The organism is Luteimonas sp. KH_071 (assembly GCF_057838005.1).
Genome location: NZ_CM174458.1, coordinates 2,690,315 through 2,703,370, shown reverse-complemented (window position 1 = coordinate 2,703,370; position 13,056 = coordinate 2,690,315). Strand labels below are relative to the sequence as shown.

At 67.7% G+C, this 13,056-nt stretch carries 12 protein-coding genes; 6 read left to right on the top strand and 6 right to left on the bottom strand.

The annotated features are described in order from the left end of the window. Positions 1 to 42: 42 nt before the first annotated feature. Positions 43 to 789 (bottom strand): UDP-2,3-diacylglucosamine diphosphatase, encoded by a 747-nt coding sequence (gene lpxH, locus AC3IRM_RS12385; RefSeq protein ID WP_489203440.1) that lies wholly within the window; start codon positions 787 to 789, stop codon positions 43 to 45. A gap of 80 nt (positions 790 to 869) precedes the next feature. On the opposite strand from lpxH, the gene gltX reads away from it, so the two are divergent. Both gltX and AC3IRM_RS12375 read left to right on the top strand, forming a co-directional pair. Then, on the top strand, positions 870 to 2,282 hold the full coding sequence (gltX, locus tag AC3IRM_RS12380) for a glutamate--tRNA ligase (RefSeq protein WP_489203439.1): 1,413 nt from the start codon (positions 870 to 872) through the stop codon (positions 2,280 to 2,282). Between the two features lie 745 nt (positions 2,283 to 3,027). After that, a complete protein-coding gene (locus AC3IRM_RS12375; protein ID WP_232134513.1) occupies positions 3,028 to 3,528 on the top strand; it encodes a transcriptional repressor in 501 nt (166 codons plus the stop codon). Positions 3,529 to 3,562: 34 nt separating this feature from the next. Here the strand turns inward: AC3IRM_RS12375 and AC3IRM_RS12370 are convergent, their stop codons facing one another. The 3 genes from AC3IRM_RS12370 to AC3IRM_RS12360 form a co-directional block, all read right to left on the bottom strand. Next, complete coding sequence (locus tag AC3IRM_RS12370) at positions 3,563 to 4,804, bottom strand: MFS transporter (protein WP_489203438.1); 1,242 nt, start codon at positions 4,802 to 4,804, stop codon at positions 3,563 to 3,565. Further along, complete coding sequence (locus tag AC3IRM_RS12365) at positions 4,801 to 5,346, bottom strand: MarR family winged helix-turn-helix transcriptional regulator (protein ID WP_489203437.1); 546 nt, start codon at positions 5,344 to 5,346, stop codon at positions 4,801 to 4,803. The genes AC3IRM_RS12370 and AC3IRM_RS12365 overlap by 4 nt, the downstream gene beginning before the upstream one ends. Before the next feature lie 179 nt (positions 5,347 to 5,525). Further along, entirely contained in the window at positions 5,526 to 7,733 is a 2,208-nt protein-coding gene (locus AC3IRM_RS12360; RefSeq protein WP_489203436.1) for a TonB-dependent receptor, read from the bottom strand. A gap of 74 nt (positions 7,734 to 7,807) precedes the next feature. Here AC3IRM_RS12360 and AC3IRM_RS12355 point away from each other — a divergent pair, with 74 nt between their 5' ends. Both AC3IRM_RS12355 and AC3IRM_RS12350 read left to right on the top strand, forming a co-directional pair. After that, complete coding sequence (locus AC3IRM_RS12355; RefSeq protein ID WP_489203435.1) at positions 7,808 to 8,203, top strand: MerC domain-containing protein; 396 nt, start codon at positions 7,808 to 7,810, stop codon at positions 8,201 to 8,203. 106 nt (positions 8,204 to 8,309) lie between these two features. Further along, positions 8,310 to 8,492, top strand: coding sequence for a 30S ribosomal protein THX (locus AC3IRM_RS12350; protein WP_232134518.1), 183 nt, complete (start codon positions 8,310 to 8,312; stop codon positions 8,490 to 8,492). A 70-nt stretch (positions 8,493 to 8,562) separates the two neighbouring features. Here the strand turns inward: AC3IRM_RS12350 and hutI are convergent, their stop codons facing one another. Together hutI and AC3IRM_RS12340 are read right to left on the bottom strand one after the other, a co-directional pair. Next, positions 8,563 to 9,783 carry an imidazolonepropionase gene (gene hutI, locus AC3IRM_RS12345; protein WP_489203434.1) on the bottom strand — a complete coding sequence of 407 codons (1,221 nt, stop codon included), beginning with the start codon at positions 9,781 to 9,783 and terminating at the stop codon, positions 8,563 to 8,565. Beyond that, complete coding sequence (locus AC3IRM_RS12340) at positions 9,773 to 9,961, bottom strand: hypothetical protein (RefSeq protein ID WP_489203433.1); 189 nt, start codon at positions 9,959 to 9,961, stop codon at positions 9,773 to 9,775. Before AC3IRM_RS12340 ends, hutI begins: the two co-directional genes overlap by 11 nt. 61 nt (positions 9,962 to 10,022) lie before the next feature. Between AC3IRM_RS12340 and AC3IRM_RS12335 the strand changes: the two genes are divergently transcribed. Beyond that, positions 10,023 to 11,270 carry a formimidoylglutamate deiminase gene (locus AC3IRM_RS12335; RefSeq protein WP_489203432.1) on the top strand — a complete coding sequence of 416 codons (1,248 nt, stop codon included), beginning with the start codon at positions 10,023 to 10,025 and terminating at the stop codon, positions 11,268 to 11,270. A gap of 142 nt (positions 11,271 to 11,412) precedes the next feature. After that, complete coding sequence (locus AC3IRM_RS12330; RefSeq protein ID WP_489203431.1) at positions 11,413 to 13,056, top strand: serine hydrolase; 1,644 nt, start codon at positions 11,413 to 11,415, stop codon at positions 13,054 to 13,056.

Sequence of the window (13,056 nt, the reverse complement as noted above, 5' to 3'; positions counted from 1 at the left end):
CCCATCGCGCGCAAGCGCGCTCCTACAGCGGTGCTGCTGCGATTACGGCTCGCGAGACAGCGCCGACAGTTCCAGCCGCCCGTCGCTATACGCGCGCAGTACCGAGCCCTGTTCGAACCAGTCGCCCAGCACGATACGCCGGCACTCCCGACCGGCAACCTGCAGGTCATGGATCGCGGGCCGATGCGTATGACCGTGGATCATCGTGTCGACGCCGTAGCGCGTGAACCAGTCCTCGACCGTCGCCGGCGCCACATCGGTGACGGATTCCATCGTGCCGTCGCCGCGCAACGTGGCCGCGCGCGCCTGACTGGCATCGCGCGCGTGCTGGGCGAACGCAAGCCGCGCCTGCAGCGGCTGCGCGAGCATGTGCGCCTGCCACGCAGGATCGCGCACCTGGTTGCGCACCGCCTGGTATTCGACATCGCCGGTGCACAGCAGATCGCCGTGCGTCAGCAGCACCGGGCGGCCGTAAAGCGTGATCACCGCAGGATCGGGCAGCAAGGTCATGCCCGCGCGACGTGTGTAGTCGTGGCCGACCAGGAAATCGCGGTTGCCGTGCATGAACGCGACTGGCACGCCCGCGGCCGACAACGCGGCCAGACGCTGGGCGACCTGCGCGCCGGCTTCGGACGGATCGTCATCGCCGACCCACGACTCGAACAGATCGCCGAGCACGTACAGCGCATCCGCGCTGCGGGCTTCGCCGTCCAGGAACGCGAGGAACAGCGCGGTGATCTCCGGACGCGCCGGATCCAGATGCAGGTCGGAGATGAAAAGCGTCGTCATGGCGCCATTGTAATCCGGCCGCCGGGGCCGGCCGGACGCGCCGGTTAGAATGCGCACTGTCCCTACGCCGAGTTCCGCGCATGTCCTGCCGCACCCGTTTCGCCCCCAGTCCCACCGGCTATCTGCACATCGGCGGCGCGCGCACCGCGCTGTACTGCTGGCTGGAGGCGCGGCGCCGCGGTGGCGAGTTCGTGCTGCGCATCGAAGACACTGACCGCGAGCGCAGCACCCAGGCCGCGATCGACGCGATCCTCGAAGCGATGGAGTGGCTGGGCCTGGGCTACGACGAAGGCCCGATCTACCAGACCCACCGGCTGGACCGGTATGCCGAAGTCGCCGAGCAGCTGGTCGCCGACGGCAAGGCCTATTACGCCTACGAATCGAAAGCCGAACTCGACGCGATGCGCGAGTCCGCGATGGCCGCGGGCGACAAGCCGCGCTACAACGGCGCGTACCGGGAGCGCAACGAGCCGAAGCGCGACGATCCGAACCGCGTGATCCGCCTGAAGAATCCGCTCGAAGGCACCGTGGTCTGGGAAGACAAGGTCAAAGGCCGCATCGAGATCGCCAACAGCGAACTCGACGATCTGGTGATATTCCGCCCCGACGGCTATGCGACCTACAACTTCGCCGTCGTTGTCGACGATCTGGACATGGGCATCACCGATGTCGTGCGCGGCGACGACCACGTCAACAACACGCCGCGGCAGATCAACATCTACCGCGCGCTCGGCGCCGACGTGCCGGCGTTCTCGCATCTGCCGATGATCCTCGACGAGCAGGGCGCCAAGTTGTCCAAACGCACCGGCGCCGCCGACGTCATGCAGTACCGCGATGCCGGCTATCTGCCGCACGCGCTGCTGAACTATCTCGTGCGCCTGGGCTGGTCGCATGGCGACCAGGAGATCTTCTCGATCACCGAGATGCAGCAGCTGTTCGACCTCAAGGACGTCAACGCCAAGGCCGCGCGCCTCGACATGGCCAAGCTCGGCTGGCTCAACCAGCAGTACCTGAAGTCCGACGATCCGGCTGCGGTCGCCGCGCATCTGGAATGGCATCTGCGCAATGACGGCTACGACCTCTCGGCAGGCCCGGCGCCGGCCGATGTCGTCATCGCGTTGCGCGATCGCGTGCAGACGCTCAAGGAAATGTCCGAGCGCGCGGCGGTCTGGTATCGCCCGATTGCAGCCTACGACGAGAAGGCGGTCGCCAAGCATCTGAAGGCGGAAGCCCGCGCACCGCTGGCTGACGTGCGCGCGCGTTTCGCCGCGCTGCCGGAGTGGAATGTCGAAGCGATCGACGCGGCGTTCCGCGAGACCGTCGAGACGCTCGGTCTGGGCATGGGCAAGGTCGCGCAGCCGCTACGTGTGGCGATCACCGGCACGCAGGTGAGCCCGGATATCGGACATACGGTGTATCTGGCGGGACGTGAGGAAGCGCTGGCGCGGATCGATGTGGCGATCGGGATGATTCCGGAGGGGGGGGCGGTCTGAGGCTGCGTCGCTCTGGATTTTTTTTTTGCGTGCACTTCGCCTCTTTCCGGCGTGTGTTGTTCATCGATCCGGGTCCGACCGTTCGCTGTCAGCGGCGCTCTGCTTTTCAGGGAAGTGCCAACGCAGAGCGTAGACCCGTAGGGCGCCGCACATGGATGTGCGGCGTTTTCCGACCGAGCCAGGATGGCGAGTCGAAAAATCCCGGAACAAATGACACGCCGGATTTGCTTCGTCGGGGCTGGCCCTTTTCTTTGGTTCCGTTTCTTTTGGGCCAGCAAAAGAAATGAACCCGCTCGCCGCAAGGCGAGTGGAAGCGTTTGATCTTGCCTATTGCCTCAGGCAGCGAAACGAACAGCAGCGTCAAACGCTTTCGTCCGCTGACGCGGCCGAGTTCATTTCTTTTGGTTGACGCCAAAAGAAACGGAACCAAAGAAAAACGTCTCCCCGACACGTCCGAAGCCCGCGGCGGCACGCGGTCCGGGATTCTCCGACTCGGCATCCCGCCTCGGTCGGAAAACGCCGCACATCCCTGTGCGGCGCCCTTCGGGTTTGAGAACTCAGCCTGCCGTCGTGGAAGAGCAGCGGCAAAAGCCGAGCAGAAGCCGAGCAAAGCCGTTGATCTCCAAGGACTGACAGAACGATATCTGTCGAGCAGTCGGGCCGAGACCTGAAGCGGAAGTGCGAATCCCCAGGCAGCGAGTCAAGCACGCTTGAGTCAGTGCCCCCTCGCACCCATCATGGACGGATGGCCAAGCACGACCACACCTGCACGGATCCGCATCACCACGTCGATGACGCCGCGAGCTTCATACGCGCGGTGGAGCATGCCTCGAGCGAACGCGGCCTACGCCTGACGCCGATCCGGGCCTACGTGCTCGGGTTGATCGCCAAGGCCGGCAAACCGCTCAAGGCCTACGATCTGCTCGACCAGGTGCGCGAGGGCGACGGGCCGGGCGCTGCGGCGCCGCCGACGGTATATCGCGCGCTGGATTTCCTGCTGGCCAACGGTTTCATCCACAAGCTGCAGTCGGTCAATGCCTTCGTGGCGTGCCACCACCCGAGCACGGCGCAGCATTCGGTGCCGTTCCTGATCTGCGACCGCTGCCACAGCGCCGTGGAGCTGGAAGATGAGGCGGTCGTCGCGTCGCTTGACGAGCGCGCCCGCGCGCTGGGGTTCGTGCCGCAGGCGCAGACGTTGGAAGTCCATGGCCTCTGCGCGCAGTGCGCGGACGCCGCGGCGGACTGAACGCCCTGGTCCGTGACTGCCAGCTGTCGAAGGCTCAGATCGCGACAGGCACGCGCTTCGGCAGCCTCGCTTCGCGGATCGGCAGATTGGACGCGGCCGCCAGCAGTGCCAGCGCCATGTCGGCGTACCAGACCCACAGATAGGAGCCGGTCTTCGCGACCGCGACGCCGCCCAGCCACGCGCCGAAGAACGCGCCGGTCTGGTGCGAGAGCAGGGTCAGGCCGAACAGCGTCGCGAGATAGCGCGGACCGAACAGTTTGCCGACGATGCCCGCTGTCGGCGGCACGGTCGCCAGCCACGTCATGCCCAGGCCGATTGCGAAGAGCATGAAAGTCGTCGGTGTCGGCGGTGACAGCACATAGATGAAGATCATCAGCGCCCGGCTGGCGTAGATCGCGGTCAGCAGCCACTTCATGCGGTAGCGCTGGCCCAGCCAGCCGGCGCCGATGCTGCCGACGATGTTGAACAGTCCGATCAGAGACAGCGCCATCGCCGACACGCCCGCCGACAGGCCGCACATCGCGATTTCGGTCGGCAGATGCGTAACCAGAAAGGCGATGTGGAAGCCGCAGGTGAAGAAGCCCAGATGCAGCAGCCAGTAGCTGCGGTCGCGCAGTGCGATGCGCAGTTGCGCGCGCAGGCCGATGCCGTCCTCCGTGATCGGCAGGGCCGCACCCGGCGCCGCTGGCGGCAATTTGCGACGACGCAGGGGCCAGGCCAGCGGCAGCGTCGCCAGCGCGGTCGCCGCCATAGCCCAGGCAGCGGCGGCCCAGCCGAACGCGCCGATCATCGCGGTCGCGAATGGCGCGTAGAGGAACTGCCCGAAGGAGCCGCCGGCATTGACCACACCCGAAGCCATCGAGCGCCTCTCCGCCGGGATCACGCGTGCGGTGCTGCCGATCAGGATCGAAAAGCTGCCCGCGCCCGCGCCGGCCGCGCTGATCAGGCCGAGTGTCAGCAGCAGGCCCCATTCGGAGGCGAAGAACGGTGCAGCGGCCATGCCGGTCACCAGCAGCACGCCGCCGAACACCAGCACGCGGCCACTGCCGCGCTGGTCGGCGATCGCGCCGAACACCGGCTGCACCGCGCCCCAGACGAACTGGCCAACGGCCAGCGCGAAACTGATCGCGGCGATGCCCAGGCCCGTGTCGGCAGCGATCGGTTGCACGAACAGGCCCAGCGACTGCCGGATACCCATCGTGATCATCATCATCGCGGTCGCGGCCAGTACCAGCGGCCACCAGCGTAATGGGGCAGACGCCGCGTGCGTGCTCATGCTGTCAGGTGCCCGGTTGCCAGATCGAGCGCTTCGTGCAGACGTCCGATTGCGTCGACGCCCATCTGTTGCTCGACCCCCGACTGCGTGGCGCGCCACAGGGGCTCCGCCTTTGCGATCACGCGTCTGCCGCGAGGCGTCAACGCGACGCGTCGCTGGCGAGCGTCGGTCTTCGATGCAATGAGCCGGATCCATCCCGCTTCGACCAGATGTTTCAGATCGCGACTGAGCGTGCTGCGCTCCATGCCGAGCGTATCGGCGAGCGCGCCGATTGCGTGCGGTTCGTGTTCCGCGCGCCGCAGGATCGCGTACTGGTTCACGTTGACGCCAGCGGGCGCCAGTGCCTGATCGTAACGCTGGGTCATCAGCCGAGTCAGCTTGCGCAGGCGATAGCAGCTGCAGCCGAAGGCGGGAATCGAAAGCGCGGCAAGTGCGGGATCTGTCATCGCGTGTATCTGCATGGATTTTTTGAATGTATATACACCTAATTGGATGTATTCGTCGGGTTGGATGCTCGCGCAGTGAATGGGATGGCGCGGCACGAGGTTTTTTTTGGAAATGACATCGCGTGCGAGTGCGCGCTAACCCAAAGGCAGTGCACGGGCAAGGCTGTTGCCATCACATAAAAAGCCCCGCACCGGAGACCGGGGCGGGGCGGTGACGCACGCGTCACTGGAGAGAACGGAAACCGGTCAATGCATGCCGGTCAGGACATGTACGGTCAGAAGTAGACTCGGATGCCGCCGGCAATGGTGCGGCCGGGCAACGGCGCGAAATCGCGTAGTAGCGACGTGTGCGGGCGGGCTTCCTGGTCGGTCAGGTTGCGACCATCGAGGAACAGCTCCCACTGGGTGCCATCCGCTTCGCCGACGCGCCAGGCGACACCGGCATTGACCAGCGTGTAGCCGGGGCTCGGTTCTTCGAGCGCGGCCACGCGATCCTGCTTCTGGTAGCGCATCGCGCCGACGTTCGCGCGCCAGCCGCCCAGGGTCCAGTTGAGGTCGGCACCGATGCGCGAGGGGGCGATGCGCGGCAGGTCACCGCCCAGCGCAATCTCGGTCTCGTAGTTGTGCGCATGGTCGCCGTGCGGCACCGCGAACTGCACCGTACGGGTGCCGCTGCCGTCGAGTTCCGCGCGCACGACATCGCCGAACACGCGCAGGTCGAAATCCCCCGCATCCGATTCGAGCAGATGGAACTTCGCTTCCGCTTCCGCGCCGCGGAACGTCGCATCGCCCTGCGTCCACAGGCGCACGGGCAGATCGTCTTCGACCACGCCGGTGTCGGCGAGGTAGGTGAAGCGCTTGAACTGTGTCTGGTAGACGGCCGCCTTGAACTCGACGCGATCGGTGTGCGCGTGCACGCCGACTTCCAGGCGCTGGCCGCGCTCGGTGTCGAGGTCCGCGTCGCCGATCTCGATCGAACGCGTGGCGATATGCGGGCCGGCGGCGAACAGCTCCTCGTTGGTCGGTGCGCGCCCCGATACGTCGGCGCCGAAGCGCAGGTCGAACACGTCCGTCAGGTGCCAGATCGCCGCACCCGACAGGCTGCTGGCATCGAACGTGCGCGAGTCACCATCGGCCGGATCGATCTCCACGCGCTCATGGCGACCGCCGAGCTCCAGCTTCACCGGTCCGAATTCCTTCTCCTGCACGACGAACAGGCCGAGCGTGTCGGTCACGCTCGGCGGCACGAAGGCCTCGTCACCGACCGCACTGAAATCGACGTGTCCGATCTGCAGGCCGAACGCGCCGTTCCAGCCGTTGAACGTGTTCTGCACCGCTTCGATACGCGCCTCGGTGCCCTTGTTGGTGAAGCGCGTGCCGATCTCATCGCCCTCGAGTTCCACGTGCTCGTAGTCGTTGTAAGCCGCGCGCACGTTCAAGGCGCTGAGGAACGGCAGCGGGTTGTAGATGCCGCCCTTCAGGTCGACGCGGTTCTGCACCATATCGATGCGCACCGAGCCATGGTCGTGTTCTTCCTCGTCGTGGTCGTGGTCGTGATCATGAGCGTCGCCATGATCGTGTCCGCCCTCTTCCGAGTGCTCGTGCGCGCCATCCGGCAGGCCGTAGTTGGTGCGGTACGTGCTGAGGGCAACGCCCAGGTGCCCGCGCTCGCCGAAGTACGTGGCGCCGACCGCGCCCGCGCGCGTGCGGATCGAGCTGTTGGGCAGCGTGCCGAAGGCGTTCTCTTCTTCGTCCGCATGATCATGGTCGTGGTCGTGATCATGGTCGTGATCCTCCGGCACCTGCGCGAAACCCGGGATGTCGAAGTCGCCGGTGTTGCGGATCAGGCCGTCGACATGCAGCACCAGGTTGTCGCCGCTGACGCCGTCGAGGCGGAACATGCCGCTGCGCTCGTCATTGCCGCTGCCTGCGCGCAGTTCGGCGCGGCCGCTGAGGGGGCGATCCGGCACTTCGCGTGCGATACGGCCGTCGACCACGTTGACCGCACCGCCGATCGCGCCGCTGCCGTACAGGAGGTTGGCCGGGCCCTTGAGTACCTCGATCTGGTCGGCGAGGAAGGGTTCGATGCTCACGGCGTGGTCGGCGCTGACCGTGGAGGCATCCATGCTGCCGATACCGCCCGAGAGCACCTGCACGCGCGGGCCTTCCTGGCCGCGGATGATCGGCCGGCCGACGCCGGTGCCGAACGAGCCGCTCTGCACGCCCGGCAGCGATGACACGGTGTCGCCGAGGTTGCCAGCCTTGCGGTCTTCCAGCGCGTCTCCATACAGGACCTCCACCGGATGCGCGAGATCTTCGGCATCGCCGCCGAGCGGTGTGGCGGTGACCTGCACGCGGTCGAGCGTGGTGGGATGGGCGTGGGTCTGGCTGGTCGTCTGGGCGAACGCGGCGGCCGGCAGCAGCAGTGCGACGGCGATGGCGAGGCGGGTGGGGACGGGGGCGGAACGGCGGCTTCTGGTCATTGCGGATGCAGTACACTGGTGGGCGAAGAGGGAATGTTATAATGTTACGCAAATCCCCGCACCCCCCAAAAGACATGCCTGCACACAATTCCACCCTGCAACGCGCAGATCGCGTCGGTTTCGCCGCGTCGTTCCTGTGTGCGGTCCACTGCGCGCTGCTGCCGGTGGCGCTGGCGTTGCTGCCGGCATTCGGTCTGAACGTGGGTGGCTGGGTCGATATCGACCAGGCCTTCGTCGTGTTCGCCACGCTGCTGGGCGCGACCACATTGACCTTGGGCTGGCGCCGGCACCGTGCATTCCACGCCTGGGCGCTGCTGGTTCCGGGTCTGGCGCTGGTGTGGGCCGGCTCGTTCACGCACCTGCACGATCACACCATCACCCACGCGGTGGTGATGACCATCGGCGGCCTGCTGCTGGCCGGCGCGCACCTGCTGAACCTGCGTCTGACCCACGCCCGCGCGGGGCGCTGAGCGCCTTCGGGAATCGGGTCGCGTGCTAGAATCCGCGGTCCTGTGCGCCCTGGCGGCGCACAACGCGCCACACGAATTCAACACGCAGCACTCCAGGAGCACAGAAATGGGTAAGGGCGACCGCAAGACCCTCAAGGGCAAGCGCTACAACTCGAGCTACGGCAACAGCCGCTCGAAGGGCCTGATCAAGGCCACCGGCACCGCGACCGCACCGGTCGTGAAGAAGGCCGCCGGCAGCAAGACCGTCGCCAAGGCACCGGCGAAGAAGGCCGTCGCGAAGAAGGCCTGAGTTCCAGGTCCCGCCGCGCGTCGAAAGCCCCGCCTCCGCGGGGCTTTCGCGTTTCAGGGAACGCTCGGCCTCAGACCAGGCGCTTGCCGCCGGCGAACGACATCGCGAGCAACGGGCCGCCGAGCCAGTAGACGAGTTCGGCCGGTTGCGCGAGGTGCCAGCAGGCGAAATCGGCGCGCTGGCCCACGGCCAGTCGCCCGCGATCGGACAGGCCGAGCGCGCGCGCCGCATGCACCGTCGCACCGCGTAGCGCGTCCTCCGGAGTCAACCGGAAATGCGTACAGGCCAGCTGCATCGCCTGGCGCAGCGACAGCAAGGGCGACGTGCCGGGATTGCAATCGGTCGCGACCGCCATCGGCACGCCCGCCGCGCGGAACGCATCGAGCGGCGGCAGCGTGGTCTCGCGCAGCACGTGGAACGCGCCGGGCAGCAGCACCGCGACCGTGCCGGCTGCGGCCATCGCGGCGACGCCGGCGGGCGAGGTGTGTTCGACATGATCCGCGGACAAACCGCCGAATTCGGCCACCAGCGCAGCGCCTGCGCCGTCGCTGAGCTGGTCGGCGTGCAGCTTCACCGGCAGGCCGAGCTTGCGCGCAACCTCGAACACCCGTCGCGTCTGATCGATGCTGAAGGCGATGCGCTCGGCGAACGCATCGACGGCATCGACCAGGCCTTCCTCGTGCAGGCGCGGCAACCACTCGCAGACCGCGTCGATGTAGGCATCACCGCGGCCCGCGAACTCCGGTGGCAGCGCATGCGCGCCCAGGAATGTCGTGCGCACGCTGATGCCGAGCACCTCGCCGATGCGCCGCGCGACGCGCAGCATCTTGCGTTCGTTGTCGAAGTCGAGGCCGTAACCGGACTTGATCTCCAAAGTCGTCGCGCCATCGGCCACCAGTGCACGGGCGCGCGGCAACGACTGCGCGAGCAACGTGTCCTCATCGGCATTGCGCACCGCGCGTACCGTCGAGACGATGCCGCCGCCGGCGCGTGCGATCTCCTCGTAGCTCGCGCCCTGCAGGCGCTGCTCGAATTCGGCGGCGCGGTTGCCTGCGAACACCGCGTGCGTGTGGCAGTCGATGAGGCCGGGCGTCACCAGGCCATCGGTTTCGACGACGAGATCGGCGTTGTCTTCTGCGTCCGTGGGCAGTCCGCTGCGGGGGCCCGCGTAGACGATCACGCCAGCGCGCCAGCCGAGCGCACCGTCTTCGATCAGGCCGTAGCCTGCGTCGTCGGCCAGCGTGGCGAGCGTCGCGCCCAGCAGCAGGCCGTCCCAGGATTCAGTCGCCATCGTTGCCGCCACCGCCGTTGTAGTCCGCGCCTTCGTGTTGCTTGCGCGGTCTGTGGCGGTCCACCGGAAGACCGTCGGCCGAGCGGCGCCTGCCGAGCATCCGGACACCGATCCAGCCGGCGATCCCGCCGACTACGAGGCTCGCAGCGACCAGCTGCATGAGGTACGTCGAGGACATCGGATGTTCCCGGGCGGAAGACCGGCTAGCCTACCGCACACGTTTTCGAGGAGCCGGCCCGATGCACGATGTTCCCGCGCGCCACGCCGAGCGCACGCCCGCAGGCTGGCGTCTGCCCGGTATCGCGAACCTGCATTCGCATGCGTTCCAGCGGGCGATGGCCGGCTTGGCCGAAGTGCAGACCGATCCCGCCGATTCGTTCTGGACCTGGCGCGAGACGATGTATCGCATGGCGGGACGCTTCGATCCCGACAGCCTGCGCGCAGTTGCCACGCAGCTCTACGTCGAGATGCTGGAAGCGGGTTACACGACCGTCTGCGAATTCCATTACGTGCACCACGCCCCCGACGGCGCGCCGTACGCGCCTGCCAGCGCGATGGCCGATGCATTGATCGAGGCTGCGCGCGCGACCGGCATCCGTCTGACACTGTTGCCGGTGCTGTACATGACCGGCGGGTTCGACGGACGGCCGCTCGGCGAACGCCAGCAGCGCTTCGGCCACGACGTCGACGGCTATCTGCGGCTGTTCGCCGATCTGCACGCCCGCCAGGACGCCATGCTGCGTGTCGGCTGCGCGCTGCACAGCCTGCGCGCCGTGCCGCCCGATGCGATGCACGCCGTGCTGGCAGCATTGCCGGGTGATGCGCGCATGCACATCCATATCGCCGAGCAGGTGCCCGAGGTCGACGAATGCATCGCGCTGCGCGGTGCGCGCCCGGTGGCCTGGCTGCTCGGCAACGCACCGGTCGACGCGCGCTGGACGCTGGTGCACGCGACTCACCTCGACGATGCGGAAGTGACCGGTATCGCCCGCAGTGGCGCGACCGTCGCGCTGTGTCCGACGACGGAGGCCAATCTCGGTGACGGCCTGTTTCCGTTGCGCGATTACCTCGATGCCGGCGGCGCCTGGGGCATCGGTTCGGATTCGCACATCTCGGTCTCGCCGGTCGAGGAACTGCGCTGGCTCGAGTACGGGCAACGTCTCGTCACGCAGCGTCGCAATGTCGGGGTCGCACACGACACGCCCAGCGTGGGCGCGACGCTGTTCGCAGGCGTGCAGGCAAGCGCCGCCGCATCCACCGGCTTCGTTGCCCACGACGACGCGGTCGTGCTCGACGCCGACACACCGCTGCTCGCCGGCGCGACGGACCGCGACCTGCTCGACCGCTGGGTATTCGCCGGCAACCGTCCACTGGTGCGCGAGGTGCATGTGGCCGGGCGGCAGGTCGTCGCCGATGGGCGCCATACGCTGCACGAGGACGCCGCGGATGACTACGCGGACGCGATACGGCGACTGCTGGCCGATTGATCCGCGCGCGGCACCGGACGGTGTTGCGGGCCGGCGCGTCGACAGGCGATCCATCCGCCGGATCGGATGGTTCGTCGCAAACCCGTGCACAGGCCGCGCCGTCGCCACAGCATGGTGACCTTCCCGAGGACAGGAGATCCGCATGTTGCCCAACGTATTGACCCTCGCCGCGATGCTCGCCGTCAGCGGCGGCGCAGCAGCGATGTCCGACAGCGAACTGGCCGGTATCGTCGACCAGCGCCTGGCCGGTGACCGCACCGGCGCCTGCTTCGCGGTCGCGCGCGTCGATGGCGACACCGTGGCGCGGACGTATCGCTGCGCCGACGGCACGGCGAACCCGCGCATCGGCGCCGACAGCGCATTCGAGATCGGCTCGGTCAGCAAGACGATGACCGCCGCGTCGCTCGCGCAGCTGATCGCCGAGGGCAAGGCGTCGCTCGATGATCCGCTGTCGGCCTGGCTGCCCGCGGGTACGCCGGTGCCGACATTCGAAGGTCAGCCGATCCTGCTGCGCCACGTGGTCACCCACACGTCCGGCCTGCCTGCGCTGCCGGCGCGGATGCCGATCACCGATCCCGCCGATCCCTACGCCGCGCTGACGCCGGAAACGCTGCTCGCCTCGCTGGGCGACGTCACCCTGACGCGCGCACCCGGCGCGCAGTTCGAGTACTCCAACTTCGCGTCGATGCTGCTGTCGTATGCCGTCGCGCAGCGCGCCGGCCAGCCGTTTGAAGCCCTGATCGATGCGCAGCTGTTCGCGCCGCTCGGCATGGACCACGCCTACATCGCGCAGCGCCCCGACGGCGTGCGTGCGGCTGCGGGGCATCTGTCCAACGGCAGCGCGACGCCGGCCTGGACGATTCCCGGTGACATGGCCGGCGTCGGCGGCGTGCGCGCCACGCTCGACGACATGGTCCGCTACGTCCAGGCGCAGCTCGGCCAGGCGGAGAGCGCAGCGGCCGCGCCCGTACTCGCCGCGTTGCAGCGCACCCAGCAACCGGTGTCGCAACAGCCACCGGTGGCGATGAACTGGATGATCGCGCCGCTGGCCGGTCGCGACGTGCTGATGCACGAGGGCGGCACAGGCGGCTTCTCGTCGCTGGTCGGGTTCGATCCTGCACGTAAGCGCGGCGTGGTGATCCTGTCGGACACGGCGCTGACCGCGCTCGGTGGTCTCGGCAGTCTGGGCGCACATCTGCTTGACCCCTCGGCGCCCCTCGGCAAGCCGCGCAAACTGGCGACACCACCGTCGGATCTGGTAGACGGGCTGGTGGGCACTTGGCAGCTCGGCGCCGGCATGCAGGTCGAGCTGGCGCGCAAGGGTGACACGCTGACGATCCATCCCGCCGGCCAGCCGCTATTCGAGTTGGGCTACGACGACGCAGGCGATTTCTTTCCCATCCAGTTCGACGCGTTGCTGTCGCCGAAACGTGCGGCCGATGGCAGCTACAGCTTCGTCTGGCATCAAGGCGGTGGCGCGATCGTCGCGACGCGTGTCGCGGATGACGCGTCCCCGGCTGCGCCGGCCGCCGATGTGCCGCTTGCCGACTACGCAGGCGACTACACCCTGATGCCGGGTTTCGTGCTGAAGGTCGACGCGAACGGCGGCCGCCTGCGCGCGCAGGCGACCGGGCAGGGCGCATTTCCGCTCGACGCGACCGGCACCGACCGCTTCGCCGCGCCGGCCTTCGGCATCGAGCTGCACTTCAATCGCGACGCTGACAACAAGGTGACATCGCTCGAGCTGCATCAGGGCGGTCAGGTCATGCGCGGCGAACGTGACTGA